18 protein-coding genes are annotated in these 22,195 nt (G+C 71.8%); 15 read left to right on the top strand and 3 right to left on the bottom strand.

Annotated features, from left to right (window positions below; genetic code table 11):
- The first annotated feature begins 3 nt into the window (after nucleotides 1-3).
- From ACFV3R_RS19320 to ACFV3R_RS19285, 8 genes are all read left to right on the top strand, one after another.
- Nucleotides 4-579 carry an ATP/GTP-binding protein gene (locus ACFV3R_RS19320; protein WP_385584016.1) on the top strand — a complete coding sequence of 192 codons (576 nt, stop codon included), beginning with the start codon at nucleotides 4-6 and terminating at the stop codon, nucleotides 577-579.
- The gene (locus ACFV3R_RS19315) at nucleotides 576-1,811 is read left to right on the top strand and encodes a cytochrome P450 (protein ID WP_385584013.1); all 1,236 of its coding nucleotides are present in this window, start codon (nucleotides 576-578) and stop codon (nucleotides 1,809-1,811) included. The genes ACFV3R_RS19320 and ACFV3R_RS19315 overlap by 4 nt, the downstream gene beginning before the upstream one ends.
- Nucleotides 1,812-2,111: 300 nt before the next feature.
- Nucleotides 2,112-2,849: a 4'-phosphopantetheinyl transferase gene (locus ACFV3R_RS19310; protein ID WP_385584011.1), complete on the top strand. Its 738-nt coding sequence runs from the start codon at nucleotides 2,112-2,114 to the stop codon at nucleotides 2,847-2,849.
- Nucleotides 2,850-3,018: 169 nt separating this feature from the next.
- On the top strand, nucleotides 3,019-3,432 hold the full coding sequence (locus ACFV3R_RS19305) for a cell division protein SepF (RefSeq protein ID WP_385584007.1): 414 nt from the start codon (nucleotides 3,019-3,021) through the stop codon (nucleotides 3,430-3,432).
- Nucleotides 3,433-3,487: 55 nt separating this feature from the next.
- On the top strand, nucleotides 3,488-4,684 hold the full coding sequence (locus ACFV3R_RS19300) for an AAA family ATPase (RefSeq protein WP_385584004.1): 1,197 nt from the start codon (nucleotides 3,488-3,490) through the stop codon (nucleotides 4,682-4,684).
- 84 nt (nucleotides 4,685-4,768) lie between these two features.
- Nucleotides 4,769-5,113 (top strand): nucleotide pyrophosphohydrolase, encoded by a 345-nt coding sequence (locus ACFV3R_RS19295; RefSeq protein ID WP_385584001.1) that lies wholly within the window; start codon nucleotides 4,769-4,771, stop codon nucleotides 5,111-5,113.
- 306 nt (nucleotides 5,114-5,419) lie between these two features.
- Entirely contained in the window at nucleotides 5,420-5,875 is a 456-nt protein-coding gene (locus tag ACFV3R_RS19290; RefSeq protein WP_385583998.1) for a DUF6099 family protein, read from the top strand.
- Nucleotides 5,876-6,344: 469 nt separating this feature from the next.
- On the top strand, nucleotides 6,345-7,268 hold the full coding sequence (locus ACFV3R_RS19285) for an LLM class F420-dependent oxidoreductase (protein WP_385583994.1): 924 nt from the start codon (nucleotides 6,345-6,347) through the stop codon (nucleotides 7,266-7,268).
- Between the two features lie 116 nt (nucleotides 7,269-7,384).
- Here the strand turns inward: ACFV3R_RS19285 and ACFV3R_RS19280 are convergent, their stop codons facing one another.
- The gene (locus tag ACFV3R_RS19280; RefSeq protein WP_385583991.1) at nucleotides 7,385-7,906 is read right to left on the bottom strand and encodes a hypothetical protein; all 522 of its coding nucleotides are present in this window, start codon (nucleotides 7,904-7,906) and stop codon (nucleotides 7,385-7,387) included.
- A 496-nt stretch (nucleotides 7,907-8,402) separates the two neighbouring features.
- On the opposite strand from ACFV3R_RS19280, the gene ACFV3R_RS19275 reads away from it, so the two are divergent.
- The 6 genes from ACFV3R_RS19275 to ACFV3R_RS19250 all read left to right on the top strand — a co-directional run bounded on the left by ACFV3R_RS19275 (nucleotide 8,403) and on the right by ACFV3R_RS19250 (nucleotide 15,818).
- Nucleotides 8,403-9,626, top strand: coding sequence for an arginine deiminase (locus ACFV3R_RS19275; protein WP_385583988.1), 1,224 nt, complete (start codon nucleotides 8,403-8,405; stop codon nucleotides 9,624-9,626).
- 216 nt (nucleotides 9,627-9,842) lie between these two features.
- Nucleotides 9,843-10,868 (top strand): ornithine carbamoyltransferase, encoded by a 1,026-nt coding sequence (gene argF, locus ACFV3R_RS19270; RefSeq protein WP_385583985.1) that lies wholly within the window; start codon nucleotides 9,843-9,845, stop codon nucleotides 10,866-10,868.
- 338 nt (nucleotides 10,869-11,206) lie between these two features.
- The gene (locus tag ACFV3R_RS19265; protein ID WP_385583982.1) at nucleotides 11,207-12,757 is read left to right on the top strand and encodes an amino acid permease; all 1,551 of its coding nucleotides are present in this window, start codon (nucleotides 11,207-11,209) and stop codon (nucleotides 12,755-12,757) included.
- A gap of 469 nt (nucleotides 12,758-13,226) precedes the next feature.
- Entirely contained in the window at nucleotides 13,227-13,991 is a 765-nt protein-coding gene (locus ACFV3R_RS19260; RefSeq protein WP_385583979.1) for an HAD family hydrolase, read from the top strand.
- Between the two features lie 922 nt (nucleotides 13,992-14,913).
- Nucleotides 14,914-15,339 (top strand): DUF2267 domain-containing protein, encoded by a 426-nt coding sequence (locus ACFV3R_RS19255; protein WP_385583976.1) that lies wholly within the window; start codon nucleotides 14,914-14,916, stop codon nucleotides 15,337-15,339.
- A 242-nt stretch (nucleotides 15,340-15,581) separates the two neighbouring features.
- On the top strand, nucleotides 15,582-15,818 hold the full coding sequence (locus ACFV3R_RS19250) for a DUF6480 family protein (RefSeq protein WP_385583973.1): 237 nt from the start codon (nucleotides 15,582-15,584) through the stop codon (nucleotides 15,816-15,818).
- Between the two features lie 744 nt (nucleotides 15,819-16,562).
- Here ACFV3R_RS19250 and ACFV3R_RS19245 read toward each other — a convergent pair.
- Entirely contained in the window at nucleotides 16,563-17,438 is an 876-nt protein-coding gene (locus ACFV3R_RS19245; RefSeq protein ID WP_385583970.1) for a hypothetical protein, read from the bottom strand.
- 559 nt (nucleotides 17,439-17,997) lie between these two features.
- On the opposite strand from ACFV3R_RS19245, the gene ACFV3R_RS19240 reads away from it, so the two are divergent.
- Entirely contained in the window at nucleotides 17,998-18,789 is a 792-nt protein-coding gene (locus ACFV3R_RS19240; RefSeq protein WP_385583967.1) for a VOC family protein, read from the top strand.
- 431 nt (nucleotides 18,790-19,220) lie between these two features.
- On the opposite strand, the gene ACFV3R_RS19235 is transcribed toward ACFV3R_RS19240, so the two are convergent.
- Nucleotides 19,221-22,195, bottom strand: a 2,975-nt coding sequence (locus ACFV3R_RS19235) for a CARDB domain-containing protein (protein WP_385583965.1), incomplete at its 5' end; no start/stop codon positions are given.

Below are 22,195 nucleotides of genomic sequence, written 5' to 3'. Positions count from 1 at the left end.
ACCATGTACCTCAGCAACGACAGCCAGACGTTGGTGAAGATCGTCGTCGCGGGTCCGTTCGGGGTGGGCAAGACGACCATGATCGACGCGCTGTCGGAGACCGCGCCGCTGCACACCGAGGAGGTCATGACGGAGGCCGGCGCCCTCGTGGACGACCTCGCCGGCGTCGAGCACAAGCGCACCACCACCGTCGCCATCGACTTCGGCCGCCGCACCCTCTCGGGCGACCTCGTCCTCTACCTCTTCGGCACCCCCGGGCAGCGGCGCTTCAAGCCCCTGTGGGAGGACGTCGCCCGCGGCGCGCTCGGCGCGCTCGTCCTCGTCGACACCCGGCGACTGGGCGACTCCTTCGAGGTCATCGACATGATCGAGGAGCAGGGACTGGCCTACGCCGTCGCGGTCAACGTCTTCCCGGACACACCCGACTACCCCACCGACGTCCTCCGCGACCGGCTCGACCTCGCCGAGGACACCCCCCTGGTCGAGTGCGACGCCCGGGACACCACCTCCGCCATCGACGCGCTCATCTGCCTGGTGTCCCACCTGATAGCCAACTCCGCACTGGAAGCCACCACATGACCTCCTACACCCCCCACCGGGAGCGCCTCTACGGGCCGGAGTTCACAAGCGACCCGCACGCCGTCTACGCCCGCCTGCGCAGCCACGGGCCGGTCGCACCGGTGGAGATCGCCCCCGGCGTCGACGCCCACCTGGTGACCGGCTACCGGGCGGCCCTGGAACTCCTCAACGACACCGAGACCTGGTCCAAGGACTCCCGCAACTTCATCAGGACGCTCCCGGTCGACTCGCCGGTCTACGTCATGCTCGAATGGCACCCCAACCTCTTCTTCAACGACGGTGCCGTACACGCCCGTTACCGCTCGGTGGTGGCCGACAGCTTCAAGCTCGTGGAGCCGCACCGGCTGCGCGCCATGGTCGCCGAGACCGCCGACTCCCTCATCCGGGACTTCGCCGTGGACGGCGAGGCCGACCTGGTCGCCCAGTTCGCCCGCCCGCTGCCCGTCCTCCTCATGAACGCCCTCTGCGGCATGCCGGAGGCGACCAGCGAGGAGATGGTCCAGGTGTTCATGGACACCATGAGCGCCCACGGCAAGGAGGAGTCCGAACGCGCCCGCGCCGCCCTGGCCCAGATCATCGCCGGCATGGTCGAGAGCAAGATGAGCGAGCCCGGCGAGGACCTCCCCAGCTGGTACCTCCAGCACCCCGCCCAGCTCACCCCCGAGGAGGTCGCCTGGGAACTGGCGGTGACCCTGGTGGCCGGACAGGAGCCGACCACCGCCCTCATCAGCAACGCCCTCTCCCGCATGCTCTCCAACCCGGCCTACTACAGCTCCCTCTCCAGCGGAGCGCTCACGGCCCGGGACGCCATCAACACCGTGCTGCGCGTCGAACCGCCCGTCGCCAACCTCTCCGCCCACTACCCCAGGCACAACGTGCGCTTCCACGGCACCTGGATCCCCGCGGACAGCCTCGTCCTGGTCTCCTTCGCCGCCGCCAACGCCGAGTCCGACGCCATGCTGGGCGAGAACCGCTCCGACGGCGGCGCGCACCTGGCCTGGGCGGCCGGACCCCACGCCTGCCCCGTCAAACAGCCCGCCCTGCTCATCGCCACCGCCGCCATCGAGCGGTTGACCAGCCACCTGTACGACCTCGAACTCGGTGTTCCCCGCCACAAGCTGGAGTGGCGCCCCGGACCCTTCCACCGGGCCCTGGAGAACCTGCCGGCCCGCTTCACGCCCGTGCAGCCGGACCGGGCGGGCCTGACACCCTGGAGCACCGCGAGCCGGTGAACCCGCAGGGCGGCCTGTCGCCCGGGCCGTGCCAGGGGCGAGAATCCCCCGGAGCAGCCGTCCGCGCGACCCCGCCCACCGCCGGGCCGGGCGGACGGCGGCCGGCGGACCCGCACCGGGCGGGAACGCCGCCCCCGGACAGGGACCCGGCGCCGCTTCCGTGCAGGCGCCGGCCCGGAAGGACGTGACGGAGACCGCCATGGCACCCCGCCCCGCAGACGCACTCCCCGCCACCGCCCGACCCCGCCAGGCGGCCCGGACCGCCCGCGGCCACCGGGCCCGGGCCGGGGCAGGTGCGCGGTGATCGCCCGACTGCTCCCGCCTGCCGTAGCCGTCGAGGAGGCCTTCGACGACGCCCTTGCCGGTGCGCGCCTCTTCCCCGAGGAGGAGGAGGCGGTGGCGCAGGCGGTGGCCAAGCGCAGAACGGAGTTCACGGTGGCCCGGGCCTGCGCGCGCCGCGCACTGCAACGGCTCGGCCACGCGGCCGTCCCCATACCGCGGGGGGAGCGCGGCGCCCCCGTCTTCCCCCCGGGGCTGGTCGGCAGCCTGACGCACTGCGACGGCTACCGGGCCGCGGCCCTCGCCCGCACCGGCGACCTCGCCTCGGTCGGCGTGGACGCCGAGCCGCATCTCCCGCTGCCGGAGGGCGTGCTGGAGGCCGTCTCGCTGCCCCAGGAACGCCGCCGGCTGGCCGCCCGGTCCGCGGCCGTACCCTCCGTCCACTGGGACCGCCTGCTCTTCTGCGCCAAGGAGGCCGTCTACAAGACGTGGTTCCCGCTCACCCGCCGCTGGCTGGACTTCTCCGAGGCGGACATCACCCCGCTCGCGGACGACGGCGCCCCGCCAGCACCCGGCGGAGCCGCGACGGCCGGCCCCTCCCAGCCGGTGACGACCGGCACCTTCACGGCGCGGCTCCTGGTGCCCGGCCCGGTGGTCGCCGGACGGACCGTGGAGGTCTTCCACGGGCGCTGGGCCGTCAGTCGCGGCCTGGTCGGCGCCGCGATAGGGATGCCCGTGGACGGTGCGGACTGGTGGTGAACACCGCCGTACGCGCGCACGCCTGACGGGGCGGCGGACGCCCGGGCCGGCACGGGTGGGCGCCGCCGGTCCGTCACCGACCGGGGCCGGCTACGGGCGTGTCACACCCGACGGTGTTTGTATGTCTATCCCTACAATTGGGCGATGCCGATATCCGTCCCGACACGACATGCACGAGCGAGGTGATTCGGTGAGCAGGCCCGATGCCACTGATGAGCAGTGGGAGGGGCTGGCCGAAGTCGTCCCCCTGCGGGGTGGCGGTGACTGGCCCTCGTGGCCGGACCACCGAGCGCTGCCCGAGGAGGACACCGGCGGCGAGGCGCGGCGCCTGGTGGTGCTGCGCGTCCAGACCTTCGCCGACGCGCGTGACGTCGCCGAACACCTGGTGGCACAGGTTCCCGTGCTGCTGGACCTCAGCTCCGCCGACCAGGACGTCGCCAAGCGCATCCTCGACTTCGCCAGCGGCGTCGTCTTCGGCCTCGGCAGCGGCATGCACCGGGTGGACACCAACGTCTTCCTGCTGGCGCCCGAGGGCACCGAGGTGCGCGAGCCCCACGGAGAGAGCGCCGTCCCCCGTTCGTAGGAAGAACTTCCGGGCGTAACGGTTCTCCACACGTCGGGACTGCCACCGTTCCGGCATGGACATCCTCGCCACCCGGCCCACCGTCACCGCTCTGCACCTCTCCTCCTTCAAGTCGCACCGCGGGACCCAGGTGCCGTTGGCCCCCCTCACCCTCCTGACGGGGGCCAGCGGCACCGGGAAGTCAGGGGTCCTCCAGGCGTACGCGCTGCTCTCGCGGCTCTGCGGCGGTGACCCCCTGGGCCGGGCACTGGAGACGGTCACCGGTGGCGCGGCGGCCTGCGTCCCCGACGGCGCGCGCCCCGACGCACAGGGCCGCCGCGGCTTCCGCATCGGCTGCACCACCGACGGCCCGGCGGGGCCGGTCCGGCTGGACCTGGCGGTGCAGGCCGAGCCGGAGGTGCGCGTCGTCGGCGAGCGGCTCACCGGCGGCGGACGCGTCCTGCTCTCCACCGCCCTCACCGACCCCGGCCGGCCCCGGGTGCAGGCGGCCTGGCACACCGCGGGCGCCACCCCCGTGACCCGCGCCCCACTCCCCGACGACCAACTGGGCACCGCCCTGCTGCCGTTGTGCGTCGCCGGCAGGACGGAGGGGCAGCGCCAGGTCCTGGCCGCCGCCGAGCAGGTCCTCGTCGCCTTACGCGCGACCTTCCCCTGCGACCCCCGACCGGAGGCCATGCGGGCCGCCACGGCACGTCCCCCGGAAGGCACGGTGCCGGCCCAGCGCACGCCCGGCGGCTCCGGGGCACCGGGTCGGCTGCGCACCGTCTGCGACAACCTCCCCGCCGTCCTGGAGCGGACCAGCCGCGAGTGCGTACGGCGTCACGCCGCCCTGGTCTCGGCCGTGCGCGCCGGCTGCTCCGGGCCGGCCGTCGAGGGGCTGCGCGCCGAGGCGGCACAGACCACCGACGGTGCCCGCACCGTGGTGCGCGCGGTCCTGGACCGGGCGGGTGCCGCCGCCATGCCCGTGGAGCGGCTGGGCGACGGCGAGTTGCGCTACCTCGCGCTGGCCCTCGTCCTGCTCACCGGTCCGGACGTGCTGGAGATGGACGCCGTCGCCGAGGTGCTGCCGGCCCTCCAGGTGCTGACGGTGGTCGCCGACGGCCTGGACCGCTGTCTGGACGGGCGGCAGACCCACGAGTTGCTGGACCTCGCCGTCCGCATGGTGGGGCGGGGCCACATCCGCCTGCTGGGCACGGTGCGCGACCCGTCGGCGGTGGAGGGGCGGCCGGGGGTCGGGGTGGTCCGTCTGTGAGGCGGGCGGTGCGGTGGGCGGGTGTCGCGGTGCCGACCGGGGCGGCGGGGGAGGGCGCAGGGTGCGGGTGCTACACCTGGGGCCATGAGCGAAGACCTTCACGACCTGCGCCGCCGTCTCGTCGAGTTCGCGGCGGCCCGGGACTGGCAGCAGTACCACAACCCGAAGAACCTGGCGGTGGCGCTCAGCGTGGAGGCCTCCGAACTGCTGGAGATCTTCCAGTGGTCGACTCCGCAGGAGGCGGCGCAGGTGATGAGTGAGCCGGACTCGGCCGCCAGGGTCGAGGACGAGGTGGCCGACGCGCTCGCCTACCTCCTGCAGTTCTGCACCGCTGTCGGCGTCGACCCGCTCCAGGCCCTCGCGGCGAAGATCGGCCGGAACGAGCTGAGGTTCCCCGCTCGCGGGAAGCAGACGCCCGGAGAAGCCTGACTCGTCACTCTCCGCAGGTTCCGCATGGTGGAACTTCAACGCGATTCCTCACTCTATGGAGTGGTACGTGGAGGTCTGGGGCGCGAGTTGTCCAGAGATTTGCGAATTCCTCTGGCCTTTTGAGCCGCTATCCCTCACTCTATGTAATAGGGAAGAAGGGTCAGCTCCCCCTGGGGGTGCGGCTGTTGGATGCGTTGGGTGACGGCGCCGGCGGGTGGTGCCGGAGCAGGCGCCCTGCCGGCAGCACGCCTCCGCGGGTGGGTGACGGCGGGCACCACCAGACAGCAGGCGAGGGAGGGGTCGCCGATGGACGCCGTTCGGATCATCGCGGCCGGTCGAAGAGGTCTCACTCAGGCACGCACGGTCCAGGACATCGTCGTCGAGGCGTGGCAGGCGCAGGCCGTGGCCGAGGCCATCGGCTCCCACCTCGCCGTCTCCGGCCCCCGCGAGGTGCGGTCCCAGGCGCGCGGCCTGCGTGACGCGGGCGGCCGTTCGGGCGGGGCGCTGCTGTGGCGCGCCTCGTACTCCGGTGGCCTGCGGGCGGCCGGACTCACGGAGGTGGGCGACGCCAGGGCCGCGCTCTCCGAACTCCTGGCCCTCCTCGGCGACCTGTGCGAGGCGCTCGTCGTGGTCGCCTGCGAGGCCGACGAAGAGGTCGTGTACTGGAGCTGCGTGGAGGCGATGGACGTCGCCGACGAGTCGCGGGACCGGGTCATGGGCATACTGCGGCAACTCGGCGTCAAGGAGGCCGGAATGGCGTGAGGCGGCGCAGGCCGCCGTAAGGGGGGCCTTGCAATATGCCCCGCCCGGGCCGCGTGGTCTGGCACCGCACCTCGCGGCGTTGCCGAAAAGCCCTGGTAGCTCCGCTACGAGGACTCTGCGGCGCCTTGCGATGCACGGCACCAGACCACGCGACCTCATCGGACGCTCATATGGCAAGGGCCCTAAGCCGGGCCGTCTCCCGGGCCGTTCGCCGCCGCGCCGGGGCGAGCCGGCATTGTCCGTGCAGCCCTCGCTCTCCGGGAGCCCGAGGGGGTTTCCGCGAGTGGACGGGCCCAGTGGTGAAGGGGTCCCGGCGGTCTCGTGCGGGGGTGCGGGGCGGGCGACGGCGGATGCGGCGGGGCCGCCCGCAGGCCGCCCGGCCCGGGTCCGGCCGGGACGGCGCGCTCGCGTCGGTCCGACAGGGTGGTGATGTGCCCTCCCCCTGGAGGTGACCGTGCAGGATGGGGGAATGCACCTTCGTATCTTCACCGAGCCCCAGCAGGGCGCTTCCTACGACACCCTCCTCGCCGTCGCCAAGGCCACCGAGGACCTCGGGTTCGACGCCTTCTTCCGCTCCGACCACTACCTCCGCATGGGCCAGGGCGACGGCCTGCCCGGCCCGACCGACGCCTGGATCACCCTGGCCGGCCTCGCCCGCGAGACCCGCCGCATCCGGCTGGGCACCCTGATGACCGCGGGTACCTTCCGCCTGCCCGGTGTCCTCGCCATCCAGGTCGCGCAGGTGGACCAGATGTCCGGGGGGCGGGTGGAACTCGGCCTGGGAGCGGGCTGGTTCGAGGAGGAGCACCGGGCCTACGGCATCCCCTTCCCGAAGGAGAAGTTCTCCCGGCTCCAGGAGCAACTCGCCGTCATCACCGGGCTCTGGGGCACCCCGGCCGGTGAGAGCTTCAGCTACGAGGGGGAGCACTACCGGTTGGAGGACTCGCCCGCCCTGCCCAAGCCCGCCCAGCCGAAGATCCCCGTCCTGGTCGGTGGGCACGGAGCGGTCCGCACCCCTCGCCTCGCGGCCAGGTACGCCGACGAGTTCAACATCCCGTTCGCCTCCGTCGAGGACAGCGAGCGGCAGTTCGGGCGGGTGCGCGCGGCCGCGGAGGAGGCCGGTCGCAAGGGTGACGACCTGGTCTACTCGGCCGCCCTCGTCGCCTGCGTCGGCCGGGACGACGCCGAGGTGGCTCGCCGCGCCGCCGCGATCGGCCGTGACGTGGAGGAGCTCAAGGCCAACGGTCTCGCGGGTTCGCCGGCCGAGGTCGTCGAGAAGATCGGGCGCTACCAGGCGGTGGGCGCCTCCCGCCTCTACCTGCAGATGCTGGACCTGGACGACCTCGACCACCTGGAGCTCATCGCTTCCCAGGTGCAGTCCCAGCTGGGCTGAGCGAGGAAGGCCGGGCGGCGGGCCGGGGGGCCCGCCGCCCGGCGGACGCCTCCCGCACCCTGCGGTGTGGCGCGCCCCGCCCGGCTGATCCGTGCGGGGGGCGCGGCCGCGTGGGCCTACTTGCGCAGGGTGAGCGGCTTGCACCCCTGGACCGTGACGACGCCGTCCTTCTCGGCCAGCGTGATGATCACTCGCTCGCCCTTCTGTGCCGTCTTCAGCTGCGGCATCGTCAGGTCCCCCTTGGGTTCCGTGGTGATGGTGCACAACTCCAGGACGCTCTCGGCGGCGCCCGCCGACTCGTAAGTGCCCTCGGGGATGTCCTTGCCGACCTGGTAGTCCCCGTCCCCGTAGGTCTTCTGAGGTGCGGGCTTCTCGGCAGGCTTCCCGGTCGGCTTCGCGTCCGTCCTCGGCCTGTCGCCCGCCCCGGTTGCGGAGGGAGCTGCGGAGGAGGGGGACGCCTCGGCCTTCTTGTCGCCCTTCGCGTCTCCGCCGCCGGTGGTGGCGATCACGACGACGATGAGGACGAGGAGCAACACCAGGCCACCGCAGCCGAATCCGACGATCTTTCCCGTCTTCTTCTTCTGGGGCGGGGGCGGGGCCCAACCAGGTGCCGGTTGCGGGCAGTTCGGGATGCTCATGACTGCTCCAGGTGACGCCGTCCGGTGGTCGACTCCGGACATGTGAAGGGTATGTGAGCATGCAGACACGAGAGGTCCATGGAAGGTTGCGCACTGTTGTCGTCTCGTGACGACGGGGTGTTCTGGTCCGATCGGGCGATGTCACCCGGCAGTCCGCCGGTGCATCGCCCCACGCGTGACGGGGGTGTCCGCGCGTGACGGGGGTGTTCTCCAGCTGGGCTGCCCCTGACCGGACGCCTCTGGCCGGAGGCTGCTGGTAGGGGGCGGCGCTCACCGGAGTGCCCCTGTTCGTTCCGGCCCGAGGTTCCGCGTGCCGGGCCGCCTCTCGCCCGGCCGGGCGCACTGCTGCCCCGGTCCTTCCCGTCGGCCCGGTCCTCCCTGGCGCACCCGGCGGCGTCACCCGGGCTGCGTCCCGCCGTGGCGAAGTGGCCGTCGTCCCGGGTCTCCGTCGGCCGCTCGCCGAGTGATCACCGCACGGAACGGCCAGGATGGAGGAATGGCATTCCACGTCGATTCCGAGGTCGGCCGGCTGCGTCGCGTGATCCTCCACCGCCCCGGCCTGGAACTGAAGCGCCTGACCCCGACCAACAAGGACAGCCTGCTCTTCGACGACCTGCTGTGGGTGCGCCGGGCGCAGACCGAGCATGACGGGTTCGCCCGGATGCTGCGGGAGCGCGGCGTGGAAGTCCACCTCTTCGGCGACCTGCTGGCCGAGACGCTGCAGTCGCCCGAGGCCCGGGCCCTGGTGCTGGACCGTGTCTTCGACGAGCAGGAGTACGGGCCGCTGGCCGCCGACCACATCCGGGCCGCCTTCGGGCAGCTGACCCCCGCGGAACTGGCCGAGGCGATGGTGGGCGGGGTCACCAAGCGCGAGTACCTGGAGCGTCACCCGGAACCGACCTCGGTGCGCTTCCACGTCATGGATCTGGACGACTTCCTGCTGGCCCCGCTGCCCAACCACCTCTTCACCCGGGACACCTCGGCCTGGGTGTACGACGGTGTCGCCGTCAACGCCATGCGCTGGCCGGCGCGGCAACGCGAGAGCCTGCACTACGAGGCCGTGTACCGCCACCACCCCCTGTTCCGGGACGAGCCGTTCCGCGTCTGGTCACAGGGCCGGGTCGACTCCCCCTCGACGATCGAGGGTGGCGACGTCCTGGTGATCGGCCGGGGGGCGGTGCTGGTGGGGATGAGCGAACGGACCACGCCGCAGGCGGTGGAGATGCTGGCGCGCGGGCTGTTCGCGGCCGGCTCGGCCCGTACGATCGTCGCCCTCGACATGCCCAAGGGGCGGGCGTTCATGCACCTGGACACCGTCATGACCATGATCGACGGGGATACGTTCACCCAGTACGCGGGCCTGGGCATGCTCCGCTCCTACACCATCGAGCCCGGCTCGGACACCTACGACCTCAAGGTCACCGACCACCCGCCGGAGCACATGCACCGGGCCATCGCGGCGGCGCTGGGCCTGGACGACATCAGGGTGCTGACCGCCACCCAGGACGTGCACTCGGCGGAGCGGGAGCAGTGGGACGACGGCTGCAACGTCCTCGCGCTGGCGCCGGGGGTGGTGGTCGCCTACGACCGCAACGTGACGACCAACTCCTTCCTGGCCCGGCGCGGCATCGAAGTGCTCACCGTTCCGGGCGGCGAGCTGGGGAGGGGGCGTGGCGGACCGCGCTGCATGAGCTGCCCACTGGAACGCGACCGGGTGTGAGCGCCCGGAGAGGGGGCGTGGGGGAGCATGGAGGCGTCTCCCGGGGCGCGGGGGAGTGGGGGCCGGAAGTGAGCCGCGACCCTGATGCGGGCACTCGCCCTTCGGCGCGGTGAGAGCGGAGCCATTGCATAGGGTTACGAAGCTCTGTATATAATTCCAGCTTCTCCGTGTTCGTGATCCCGGGCGACCGCGTCGCCGTGACCTATGGAGCCTCCCATGGCGATAGACCTTGCAGGCCGGCACTTCCTCAAGGAGTCGGACCTCACAGCCGAGGAGTTCTGCCACCTCGTGGAACTGGCCGCGCAACTCAAGGCCGACAAGCGGGCAGGACGCGAGGAGAAGCGGCTCACCGGCCGGAACGTCGCGCTGATCTTCGAGAAGACCTCTACGCGCACCCGTGCCTCCTTCGAGGTCGCCGCGGCCGACCAGGGCGCCTCCACCACCTACCTCGACCCCTCCGGTTCGCAGATCGGGCACAAGGAGTCCGTCAGGGACACCGCCCGCGTCCTCGGCCGCATCTTCGACGCCATCGAGTTCCGCGGTGATGCACAGGCCGACGTGGAAGAACTCGCCGCCCATGCAGGCGTCCCCGTCTACAACGGCCTCACCGACGAGTGGCACCCCACCCAGATGCTCGCCGACGTCCTCACCATGACCGAGCACGCCCCCGGCAAGCCGCTGACCTCCATCTCCTTCGCCTACCTGGGCGACGCCCGCTACAACATGGGCAACTCCTACCTCGTGACCGGCGCGCTCCTCGGCATGGACGTCCGCATCGTGGCCCCCAAGGCCCTGTGGCCGCAGCCGCAGGTCGTCGAACAGGCCCAGGAGCTGGCCGCACGCAGCGGTGCGCGCGTCACCCTCACCGAGGACGTGACGGAGGGTGTGCGCGGCGCGGACTTCGTCGCGACCGACGTCTGGGTCTCCATGGGCGAGCCCCAGGAGGTCTGGGGGGAGCGGATCGAGCAGCTCAAGCCCTACGCCGTCACCATGGACGTCCTCCGTGCCACCGGCAACCCGGACGTGCGGTTCCTGCACTGCCTCCCCGCGTACCACGACCTCGGCACCGCCGTCGGCCGGCGCATCCACGAGCTGTACGGCCTGGAGTCCCTGGAGGTCACCGACGAGGTGTTCGAGTCCGAGTACTCCGTCGTCTTCGACGAGGCGGAGAACCGCATGCACACCATCAAGGCCGTCATGGTCGCCACGCTCGGGTCCCGGTCCGCCTCCTCGGCGCTCTGAGACCACCGCGCGCACGGTCGGGCAGCGGGCCCGCACCGTGCGCCGAGGTTGCGGTCGGGTGGGGAACGCGGGCCCCCCGGGCGGACGGGGGAAGCGGGCAGCCGGTCGGGCGGGGGCGCTCCCTGGCCCGGCCCGACCGGGCTTGCCGGGGATTCTCGACCCGGCGCGGGGTGCGGCGAGGCGTGAGGCTGCATAGCCATACGGTCGGATGAGCGATCATGCATTCCTTCGGGTTACCATCACTCGAACGCAGGGGGCGGAGCCCACAGGCCCGCCCTCTCGCATGTGCCCAGCCATCCGCCGGGCGTCCGCACCAGCAGAGATTGCGAACCACCGCCATGCGCCCCAGCTCCCTGCGCATCAAGTCCCCCGACCAGCTCGTCGCCGAAGCAGGCACGGACCTCGAGGGGCACGGCCTGCGGCGCAGCCTGGGCCTCTTCCAGCTCGTCTGCTTCGGCGTCGGCGCGATCGTCGGCACCGGCATCTTCGTCGGCCTCTCCGACACCGTCGCCGAGTCCGGCCCCGCCAGCGTCCTCTCCTTCGCCCTGGCCGCCGTCACCTGCGTCTTCACCGCCTTCTCCTTCGCGGAACTGGGTGGCGCCATCCCGGTCTCCGGCAGCTCCTACTCCTACGCCTACGCGACCCTCGGCGAGCGCACCGCCTTCCTCGTCGGCTGGTGCCTGCTGCTGGAGTACGGCGTGTCCGTGTCCGCCGTCGCCGTCGGCTGGGGCCAGTACCTCAACGAACTGCTGCAGAGCACCCTCGGCTTCCACCTGCCGGCCGCCCTCTCCAACCCACCCGGGGCAGGCGGCATCGTCAACGTGCCCGCCGTCGTCGTGATGCTGCTCGCGGCGACCCTGCTGGTCCGTGGCATCCGCGAGAGCGCCCGAGCCACCGCCGTGATGGCCGTCGTCAAGATCGCGGTGCTCGCCCTGTTCTGCGTGCTCGCCTTCACCGCCTTCCGCGCCCACAACCTGACGCCGTTCGCCGCGTCCGGGATCTCCGGCATCACCTCCGGAGCCTCCGTGGCCTTCTTCTCCTACATCGGCTTCGACGCGATCACCACCGCAGGTGAGGAGGTCAAGAACCCGCGGCGCGACATCCCGGCCGCCATCCTCGCGTGCATCGGCATCGTGACCGTCCTGTACTGCGTGGTGGCCGTGGCGGCCATCGGGGCCCTCTCCGCGGACCAGGTGGCCGGCCGCCCCGCCGCCCTCTCCGTCATCGTCGACCGGGTCACCTCCTCCGGACTCGGCGCCGCCGTCATCGCCTTCGGGGCCGTGGTCGCCATCGCCTCGGTGGTCCTGACGGTGATGTACGGCCAGACCCGCATCCTGATGTCGATGTCCCGCGACGGGCTGATCCCCCGCGTCTTCGCCCGCGTCTCACCGAAGACCGCGACACCGGTGGCGGGCACCTGGATCGTCGCCCTGGTCTTCGCCGTCCCCGCCGCCGTGGTCCCCCTGGACGTCGTGATGAACCTGACGACCATCGGCACTCTCGCCGTCATGGCCGTCGTCAACGTCAGCGTCATGGTGCTGCGCCGCACCCGCCCGGCCCTCAGCCGCCGCTTCCGGGTGCCCCTCTACCCCGTCAGCCCCATCCTGGGCATCGGCTTCTGCGTCTACCTCATGTACGGGACGGGGCTCGCCACCTGGCTGCAGTTCGCGATCTTCCTCGCGGTCGGCGCCCTGGTCTACGCCCTCTACGGACGCCGTCACTCCCGCCTGCAGACCACCACGGGCGTCGACATCGCCGACACCGAAGGACCCGGGCAGGCCGCCGCCGCGGCGCCGTCCCCCGGCACCCAGGCATCGCCCGGCACCTCGGCACCGTCCGACCTCCCGGCACCCTCCGGCGCCCCGGTGGACACCCCGCAGCAAGCCTGACCACCGCCCGAAACCGCCCGCCGGGGCCTGGGGACGCAGCCGCGTCGCCAGGCCCCGGTCGCCGTCCGCCCCTTCTCCCTGAGCGGGGCCGGGAAGTACCCGCTCCCCAGCAACCCTCGCCGGCACGCCGGTCGTGCAACCGCGCGCCCCGTACGCGCCCGCCCGCGACGTCCCGGGTACTGCGGACCGGAAGCACCCCAGGTCCGCGTCGGCACAGCGGCGGACGGGAAGGAAACAGTCAGTGAGGAGGGCGTGACGGCAGCGAAAGCCGAGGTGCCCCGGCGTTGACAAAAAACGTTGTGCGTTTTTGGATTTGCAACGACGGGTTCCGGAAGCACTGACCGGTACCGCCCACGGCTGCGGGGGACCACGAGCCGAGGCGGTACGACTTCCGGCCGGTCGACCAACGGGGGCCGCCGATCACAGGGACACCGGAGCGATTCGGCACGTCCACGGACGAGGGGGAACGATGCAGGACACCGGGCGGGTCGGAACGCGACCCCGCCGCACGGCGGGACTCGGCCGCGGTGACCGGCTGAAAGCAGCCGTCTTCGACCTCGACGGCACGCTCGCCGACACCCGGCCGGCCCTCACCGGCCTGCTGATGAAGGTGGTCGCCGAGCAGGGGCGCAAAGTCACCCCACGCCAGGTGGCGGCAGCACTCGGTGACGCCCCCGGCACCGCGTTCGGCAGACTCCTCGGGGTTCCCGACGGACACAGCGCAGTGGTCGCCGCCCTCGCCCGGTACCGCGAGCTCTACGTGCAGGAAGTGCTGCGCGGCGGGTCACGGCTCCTGTTCCCCGGAGTGGCGGCAGGGCTCGCGGCACTGCGCGCCAGAGGCACCGAGGTCGCCGTCACCACCTCCCGGCCGTCCCGTGGCGCCGTGCTGCTGCTGGACGCCATGGGCATCCGCGAACACGTCGGCCCCCTCATCTGCCAGGAGATGGTCCGCCGCGTGAAGCCCCACCCGGAGGCTGCCCTGCGCGCCGCGGCCGAACTCGGTGTCCTGCCGCAGGAGTGCGCCTACGTGGGGGACACCGCCGCCGACATGCGCATGGCGGTCACCGCGGGGATGACGCCGCTGGCGGTGACCTACGGCGCCGGCACCTTCGCGGAACTCGCAGCCGTCGCCGAGACCCGCATGTGTGCCACCTTCACCGACGTGGTCGCCGCTGTGAGCACGGCTGTGCGTCCGGCTCCCGCAGCCGTACCGGTGGCCGCCCGCAGACGCTGACCGGGTCCGGGGCGTACCCGGCGCCGTCGATCCCGGGCGTTGACCTGCCCCCGGGAGGCGCGCGCCGTGTGCTTTCGCGGCGGCGGCAGCGGTTTCCTGGGGCGACGCTGTGCGCCCTCGGCCGTGTCTTCAAAGTCCCGCCTGCCCGGCGGCGCCTGGCACGCACGCTCGCCGCGTTGTCGGTCGTCAGCGCAGCCCGCTGCGCTCTCCTCCCTCCGCCTTGCGATCGCCCGCACCAGACACCGCCGGGCCCGCCCTTCGGGCGAACGACGCTACCTTGAAGATACGACCCAGGCCCGCGCCGTCAACCGCGGGCGAGGACCGGTAGCGGTCGGTGGCGTGCGCATCCCCTGGCGCGCGCGAGCCTTGTGCCAGGCTCACCGCTCCTCCTCTCACGGCCCCCCTTGCCTGGTCAAGGCCCCCCGGGCGCCGCCACCGCCACGCCCGTACCCGCGGCTGAGGCAGGTCCTGGGCTCACGAAACTCCCTCGTTCGGGCTGCCAGGTTTTCCACAACCGCTCGGTTGTCCACCACTTCGCACCAAGATCCCCAACAACGTTCCGTCTCCGTCATCGTCAGGAGCGGAGGTACTGACGATGAAGAACGCAACCCACGGTGCACCGAGCACGACGACCTTCCCTGCGCTCCGGCCGGCAACGGAGACGGCGACCCCGTTCCGCAGCGCAACGGCCGGCAAGCTGCCCCTGCCCGTACGGACCACACCCGCCCCGGCGGTCAGGCCGGTCGCGCTGTCCGGAGGGCCCGTGCCCAGGGCCGTTCCGCGCGGCGGTGACGGGGAACCCGGATCACGGACCGGTGCATACCGCCCCTGCCGGCAGGACAACCGGAAACAGAGGACGGCAGCCGGCTGGAAGCAGGCCGGGCTCCGCTGCGGCCTCGCCGGACGACACGAGGAGCAAGCCATGCACCACGACGAGTTCATCGGCCACGTCCAGGCCCAGGCTTCCCTACCGGACCGTGGGTCCGCCCAGACGGCCGTGCGCGCCACCATGGAAACCCTCGGCGAGAGGCTGCCGCCCGCCCTCGCCTCGCATGTCGCGGCCCAGCTCCCCTCAGAAATAGGCACCTACCTGAACCGGGGGGACGAGGTCGTCACGGGCATCACCTCGGACGAGCAAGTCCCGACATCGGGTGAGGGATTCGGGCTGCCCGTCTTCGTCGAGCGGGTCGCGGTACGTGGTCAGGTGTCCGAGGACACGGCCCTGCGGTACGCCGCCGCCACCTTCAACGTGCTGGACGCGGCGGTGGCGCCGGAGCTGACCGAGAAGGTCACCGCGGTTCTTCCCCAGGACATACGAGAACTGCTCCCCGAGCGCACGGCGGAGTAGTCGCCCGGCGCCGGCGTGGGCGGGCCGGCGCCCCGAGCCGGCGCCAGGTTCTCTGCTGCCCGGCGTTCGCCTGTGGCCGTGATGTCCGACGGCGGATGGGGTGTGGTCGCAGGGGGTGGCCCAGGGTGGCGAAGGGGAAGCGGAGGGTTACAGGCGAGTGGGCCACGAGGACATCGTGTGCCGGCACAGAGCTGCGGAAGGAAGGAGGTGTCGAACGCCGCGCCGGTGCGTACCCGGAAGACATGAGCGAACACACCACACCCAGCCCAGACCCGGACCCTGAGACCGCTACGGGTCTGGAGCCCGGCGGTGAGGTGCCACCCGGCACCACGCCTCCAGGCGAGAGCAGCATGCCGGGTGCCGGCCCGCAGGAGCGCTACAACCCGACGAAGGGGTGGGGGCCGGTGCCGGTGGTGTTGCTCATCCTGGTGGTGATCGTCTGTGCCGGGTTCTTCGCCGCGCGCATCGCCAGTCTCTGACGTCCACTGAAGCCGTCACGGACCTCTGGTGACGGTGGCGTTCTGCCTGAGGCGCCGCTTCTCCTGGCCTCAGGCCCCTGCGACCCGTTCCGCTTCATATGGCTCAGCCCTTCCGCACCGCCTTGGAGCCGGAACAGTCCGTATCGCCTGTCTTCGCGGGTGGGGACTGGGGACTCACGGATCAGGACGACGCGGCTATGGGGACTGTGCTTGGGGGGAAGTGCTTGGGGCTACGTGAAGCTTCTTTGATAAAGCGGAAAGTTGAGGCCCGCGTTCGGGCTCCGGGCGCATTATGCGGGTACGGCATGTCCTCTTACGGTAGGTCTTTCGACTTACGGCAGGGTCCCGACCCCGGTCAGGGCAGGGGGAGCCAGCCCTATGCCGAGACACAGGCAGAGAGACAACCTGCTGGAGCCATTTCCGTGGCCCTGGAGCCGCCTTCGGGGGCACCACTGTAGGAGCGTCAGAGCGGAGTGCTCAGTAGGCGGAACCCGGCGAACGGGCGCAGGAGGGCCGTGTGGACGGGGCTGTGGGGCACGAAGGCATCTGCGGGGCGCTCGTTGGCTGCTGCGGGCGCCTGTTCGGGAGCCCTGGGCTGCGTCAGCCTGCACGCGTTGGGAAGCGCAGCGCCCGCGGAGTGGGCGGGGTGTAGTGCGGCTGTCGGGGCTGCGACTGTCGGGTTAGCGATCCGGATGCCGATGGGGAGGGGCGGGAGGGGGAGGGGCCCCCGGCAGCACCCCACCCTCAAGGCCCCCCAGCCTCCTTCTGCCGTCGTACGGCATCCGGGTCGCCGGAGGCGCCGGGCGCCGCGGGGTCCGCGGGTGCGTCGACCTCAAGGGGCGGCTCCCAGGAGCCGCGATCGATCCGTTCGCCGGGTTCGAGCCCCGGTACCGGGCCCTCCGCTATCTCCGGCTCGATGACGGCGTTCCCGATCGGCGCAGTCCCGTGGCCGCCCTTTCCGGTCGCGGCCTCGCGCAGCGCGGCGCGGGCCCGTTCACCGGTGTCCGCGTCGCCCGCGCCCTCGGCCCCCCACACCGTCGGCTCCTCGTTCCCCTCGTCCGACACGGCGCCGGTGACGAACCTGTCGTCGTCCACGGTCGCCTCGTCCGCGAGCGCAGAGGCGTTCTCCCAGGCCGGCGTGGTCCGTTCGTGACCCCGGTCGGCGGCGAGGGCGCTGTCCTGGTCCGTCACCCGCACCGCGTCCTCTTCCGCGCTCAGGCCGGCGGACGGAGCCGGTTCCGCGTAGACGTCCTGGTCGCGTGGCCGGTCCGGGTCGGGCACGTCGTCCAGCAGCCCTGCCCGCTCCTCGGGCGTCCCGTCGAAGACGCCGGGGTCCTCCGCGGACGCGTCGACGTCCTCCTCCGGGTAGTCCGCTCCGGGGCCGGCCGCAAGGACCTCGGTGGGCCCCTCAGGGATCTCCTCCGCAAGGCGCTGCGCCAGGGAGTCCCCGGCCCACGCCTCGTTGGCCGTGTTCCCGCGGGACTCCGCCACGGTGGGGTCGTCACCCGGCACCGGCATCTGCTCCGGGTCGGATGCCTGCTGCTGCTCCGGAGACCCCGCCTGCAGGTCTGGTACGCCCTCCGCCTCGGGATCGGTCGCCGGATCGTGCGGCCTGGACATGGCTTCCTCCTCTCGGCCGGGTGCCGGCCACGGCCCGCGGCCCGGCTCGGTGCCCTCGCATCCCGTTCCGTGGACGGAAGCCGTTCACCGCCGAGCGGACGCGTCCGCAGCGCCTTGGGCCGGACTACTCGGGTTCCCGTACTCCGGAGGCTCATGTCCACTCCGGAAACCCACGCCCGCCGGCGAGCCACCTGACCACGGCAACTACGCCATACCGAACCTTGGCCGCCGAACCCTGGCCGGAGCCGGAGCCGGAGCCGGAGCCGGAGCGGGAGCCGGAGCCTGGCCCGGAGCCGGGACCGGCGGGCGGCACCGGGGCGAGGGCCAGAAACCAGAGCCGGACCGGTCGGGCCGACCGTGGGCCCGCGCAGCCGCCCCCGCACCCCCTCACCTCACCTCACCTCCCCCTCACCCTCTCCCACCTGCGTCTTCTCGCCCATTTCGGTGCCGAGTGGCGGGCAGGGCGACCGGCGGGAATCGTGGGAGAGGAGTGTGATTCCGGAACGCGCCGGGCGGTCTGTTCCGTCCGCACGACCAGGACACGTACCAGGAGGCGACGATGCCCGAACCCACACTGCCCTATGCGCCCGGAACGCCCTGCTGGGCCGACGTGGCGGCTCCGGACCAGCAGGCGGCCCTGGACTTCTACCGCGGGGTCTTCGGCTGGAGCGGTCAGGTCGGCCCGGCCGAGACCGGTGGCTACGCCGTGTGCGAGCTGAGCGGAAAACCCGTGGCCGGCGTCATGGCGGCCGTTCCGATGGACGACCAGCCACCGCCGCCGACGGTATGGACCACGTACCTGGCCACCGACGACATCGAGGCGACCGAGGCGGCCGTCGGAGATGCGGGAGGCACGGTGATGGTCCCGCCCATGGACGTCATGTCGCTGGGCCGGATGATGATCGCGGCCGACCCCACCGGCGCCGTCTTCGGCGTCTGGCAGGCGGTGGACTTCCCCGGGGCCGGGGTCGTCAACGAGCAGGGTGCCGTCATCTGGTGCGAGCTGAACACCACCGACCGGCAGGCCGCTTCGGAGTTCTACAGCCGGGTCTTCGGCATGGAGACCACCGCCATGGAAGGTGTGGACGACTACTACGCGCTGACCGCCGGGGGAAGAACGGTCGGCGGTACGCAACCCCTGCCCGAGGGCCTTCCCCCGGAGACCCCGTCCCACTGGCTGACCTACTTCGCGACGTCCGACACCGACGACACCGTCAGCCGGATCTCGAAGGCAGGCGGAACGGTGCTGCAGGCGCCCTTCGACATGATCGCGGGACGCATGGCGCTGGTCACCGATCCCCAGGGGGCACCGTTCGCGGTCATCGCCCCTGCGCCGATGAACCCGAGCTGACGCTCCGTCCCGGCGCGCCCCGCCCCGGCTGGCCCCGCCGCCCAGGGCCGCGCGATTCCCGCGAGCTTCCCCGGCCCTTGGAGGGCACAGGGGGAGCCCCCAGGACCCGCGGGAAGTCCCCACGGACCTCACGGGAAGTCCCCACGGACCTCGCGTCCCACGGACCGAGGCTCCCGTAACCCCGGCCCGCCCCCCGGACCGAGGCTCCCGCAACCCCGGCCCGCCCCCCGGGCCGGGGCTCGCAAGCCCCCGCCCCCGGGCCGGGGCTCGCAATCCCCCACCCCCCGGGCCGGGGCCCCCGTACCCCCGCACCCGAGGGCCCTCCCCGCACTCGCCCCCGCCCCCCGCCCCCCGCCCCCCGCCCCACCGGCCAACGGCCGGCGGGGCGGGGAGCGACGGGACGAGCCGCCTCGACTGCTCCCGACGCGACGCTACGGGTTGATGGCGAGTTGGAAGGTGGACGTCGTGTTCTGGACGTCCTTGGCGTTGCCGGAGAAGGTCACGTGGTGGAACGTGGCCGAGCCGACCGCCGGTCCCTGCCCGGACTCGGGCATCTCGTTGGCCCAGATGCCGAATCCGGAGCGGGCGTCGTAGGCGTCGCCGCTCTTCTTGGCGCCCGTGATGGAGATGTCGGTGAACACGGTGTCCTTCACCGGGTTCTGCGGGGCCCCACCGACGTAGTTCGTCTGGAACATCACGCCGTGGTACGTGGGGTCGACGATGTCGACGTCGTTGACACGGATGCCCTGGAACGGCTTGGAGGCGGAGAAGCACCAGATGGCCGGGAAGGTCTGCGACCCCCAGAAGTGGCCGCCGGTCCTGACCAGCGAGGCGTTCTCGATGGTGGTCGGATCGGTGCCGAAGCCGTTCATCGCGTAGCCGAAGTCCAGCGAGCTGATGGTGACGCCCGAATAGACGAGGGTGTCGGCGACGTAGAGGTTGCGGAAGGTGTTGTCGTACCCGCCGTAGACCGCGATGCCCGCGGCACGCCAGGTCAGCAGTGAGGTGAGGTTCTCGTAGACGTTGTCCTTCTCGTCGGCGCCTCCCGCGTCGATGGCCGAGAACAGCGCAAAGCTGTCATCACCGGTCGCCCGGGCCTCGTTGTTCTGCACCAGGTTGTCGGTGGACCCGTTGGTCATGTTGACGCCGTCGGCGAAGGTGTCGCGGATGCGGGAGTTCCTGATGGTGACGGAGTCGGTGTTGGCGCCCCAGTACAGGCAGACCATGTGCTCGACCCAGATGTCGTCGATGGTGATGTGGGAGAGGTTGGAGAAGTCGAAGACCTTGCCGGGACCGTCGATGCGTGAGGTGTAGTTGCCGAAGTAGGCGAACCCGGAGAACGACGAGCCCTGCGCGGTGCTGTCGGCACGGAAGCCGACGTCGGTGTTCTCCTGCGTCGACGGGGCGTGGAAGCGGGTGAACCACGGTCCGGCGCCGACCACCTTCACCGCCTTGCCGTAGACCTGGAACTTGCCGGCGGTCTCGTAGTCGCCGGCGGGCAGGTAGACGCCGACGAGCTTGCCGGTGGTGTCCATCCGCACCTTGTCCAGGGCGTTCTGCACGTCCTGGTGGGTGAAGCCGGCCGGTACCACGTAGGCGGCCGGGTCGGGGTTGTCGATCTGCACGGCCTGTTCGGTGTTGACGAAGTCGATCGCGTAGCGGGAGGTGTTGGCGGCGTCCTTCTGCAGACGGATGGTCGCGCCCTTGGGCACGGTCGTCCCCAGCATCAGGTTGGCCTCGTCGTAGATGTGGCGCGGGCCGCCGGCACTCGGCGCGTTGCCGGGGGCCGTCTCGTTGCCGTACAGCCAGGCGTACTTGGACGTGAGGTTGACGGCCTTGAGGTACTGGCCGTTGACGTAGACGTTCAGGGTGGCGTCGGTGCCGCCGCCGCCCGCGGAGTCGGGAATGGAGAACCGGGTGACGAGGGTATTGGTGGGCGCCTTGATGGTGAACTCCACGTAGCTGCCGGTGCTGTCGAGGGTGACGGCCTTGCGCCCGGACGCCTCACCGGCGAGGTCGCCCACCGTACGGTTCGGGCCGACGACCTGGGCGCCGCCGCCCAGCCGGCCGTCCTCGGCCTCGTACATCTCGTACGGCATGTTCGCGCCGCGTCCGACGAAGAACGGCAGGGTGGAGGTGTTGTTGGCCCGCTTGACCGGAAGCTCGTTGGCGTCGTCGGCGATCACCGTCTTGACGGTGTACCTGCCGCCGGCAGCCGTCCAGCTCCCCAGGTCCACCGCGGAGGTGGTGGCGCCCGCGGCGATCGTTCCGCTGTAGGAGCCGCTGAAGGTCTTCACGACGTCACCGGACTCGTTGCTCAGCGTCAGGGTGATGGCGTGGCTGCCGGACGCGGACGCCACGGTCCCCTGGTTCTTCAACGCCACCTGGAAGGAGACCGGCTTGCCCACGGCGGGGTTGGTGGGTGACCAGCTCACCGGTGAGGCGACCAGGTCGGAGCTGGCCACCGGTTTGACGACGAGCGGTGCGGCGGCACTGGTGGTGTTGTTGGCGTCGTTCTGCTCGACCACCTTGTTGTCCGGGTCGACGGTGGCGCCGACCTGGTAGGAGCCGGCGGTGAGCGTGCCGACGCTCGCGTTGACCGTGGTGGACGCGCCCGCGGCCAGGGTGGGGACCGAGGCGGAGGCGCTCTTCTCGCCCGCGAGGAGGAAGTCGACGGTCGAGGCGGGCGCCGAGGCGCTGCCGGCGTTGGTGACCCTGGCCGACAGGGTGACCGCGTCGGTCTCCACGGGCGAGGCGGGTGAGGCCGTGACGCTGGTGACCGTCAGGTCGGGGTTGGGCGCGGGCGAGCCGAAGACCTGCAGTTCGGCGATCTGCCCGCCGGGCGCGCCGGAGTTGCTCGCGATCTTCACCTGCACGTCGGCCACCCGGGCGCTGACCGGGATGGTGACGGTGTTGCCGCTCGCCGGGTCGAAGACGTAGTCCTTGGCCGCGACGAGGCTCGTGTAGCCCGAGGCGCTCTGCTCACGCCCCAGGATCTGGACGTTCTGGGTGCGCTTGGACCACGCCGCGTCGGGGTTCAGTTTCAGGACGACCTTGCTGGTGTCGGCGTTGGCGCCCAGTTTCACCGCCAGGGTGCCGGGGTTGCCCGAGGCCTCCCAGTAAGTGGACACGTCGTTGTCGACGGCGTTCTCGGGCGCGTAGACGTAGGTGTGACCGGACTCGGTGACGGGCTTGCCGACCGCCATGTCGGAGTCGGCGGTGCCGTTACCGGTCCGGGTGACGGAGTTGCTGGGCGCGGACTGGTTGCCGGCTGCGTCCCTGGCCTTGACGTAGTACGTCACGGTCGCCGACGCGGGCTGGGTGTCGGTGTACGTGGTGGTGGACCCGCCGACGCTGCCGCGCAGGGTGTTGTCGGCGTAGACGTCGTAGCCGGTGACGCCCTTGT

It is taken from the genome of Streptomyces sp. NPDC059740, from assembly GCF_042733155.1.
Taxonomy (GTDB): Bacteria; Actinomycetota; Actinomycetes; order Streptomycetales; family Streptomycetaceae; genus Streptomyces.
The sequence above is the reverse complement of the archived record's forward strand: the minus strand, read 5'-3'. Positions and strand labels throughout refer to the sequence as shown.

Excerpts from the sequence above, each read along its gene's own strand:
- ACFV3R_RS19320 (WP_385584016.1), top strand. The coding sequence starts at position 4 with ATGTACCTCAGCAACGACAGCCAGACGTTGGTGAAGATCGTCGTCGCG.
- ACFV3R_RS19315 (WP_385584013.1), top strand. The coding sequence starts at position 576 with ATGACCTCCTACACCCCCCACCGGGAGCGCCTCTACGGGCCGGAGTTC.
- ACFV3R_RS19305 (WP_385584007.1), top strand. The coding sequence starts at position 3,019 with ATGCACGAGCGAGGTGATTCGGTGAGCAGGCCCGATGCCACTGATGAG.
- ACFV3R_RS19300 (WP_385584004.1), top strand. The coding sequence starts at position 3,488 with ATGGACATCCTCGCCACCCGGCCCACCGTCACCGCTCTGCACCTCTCC.
- ACFV3R_RS19295 (WP_385584001.1), top strand. The coding sequence starts at position 4,769 with ATGAGCGAAGACCTTCACGACCTGCGCCGCCGTCTCGTCGAGTTCGCG.
- ACFV3R_RS19290 (WP_385583998.1), top strand. The coding sequence starts at position 5,420 with ATGGACGCCGTTCGGATCATCGCGGCCGGTCGAAGAGGTCTCACTCAG.
- ACFV3R_RS19285 (WP_385583994.1), top strand. The coding sequence starts at position 6,345 with ATGCACCTTCGTATCTTCACCGAGCCCCAGCAGGGCGCTTCCTACGAC.
- ACFV3R_RS19280 (WP_385583991.1), bottom strand. The coding sequence starts at position 7,906 with ATGAGCATCCCGAACTGCCCGCAACCGGCACCTGGTTGGGCCCCGCCC.
- ACFV3R_RS19275 (WP_385583988.1), top strand. The coding sequence starts at position 8,403 with ATGGCATTCCACGTCGATTCCGAGGTCGGCCGGCTGCGTCGCGTGATC.
- argF (WP_385583985.1), top strand. The coding sequence starts at position 9,843 with ATGGCGATAGACCTTGCAGGCCGGCACTTCCTCAAGGAGTCGGACCTC.
- ACFV3R_RS19265 (WP_385583982.1), top strand. The coding sequence starts at position 11,207 with ATGCGCCCCAGCTCCCTGCGCATCAAGTCCCCCGACCAGCTCGTCGCC.
- ACFV3R_RS19260 (WP_385583979.1), top strand. The coding sequence starts at position 13,227 with ATGCAGGACACCGGGCGGGTCGGAACGCGACCCCGCCGCACGGCGGGA.
- ACFV3R_RS19255 (WP_385583976.1), top strand. The coding sequence starts at position 14,914 with ATGCACCACGACGAGTTCATCGGCCACGTCCAGGCCCAGGCTTCCCTA.
- ACFV3R_RS19250 (WP_385583973.1), top strand. The coding sequence starts at position 15,582 with ATGAGCGAACACACCACACCCAGCCCAGACCCGGACCCTGAGACCGCT.
- ACFV3R_RS19245 (WP_385583970.1), bottom strand. The coding sequence starts at position 17,438 with ATGTCCAGGCCGCACGATCCGGCGACCGATCCCGAGGCGGAGGGCGTA.
- ACFV3R_RS19240 (WP_385583967.1), top strand. The coding sequence starts at position 17,998 with ATGCCCGAACCCACACTGCCCTATGCGCCCGGAACGCCCTGCTGGGCC.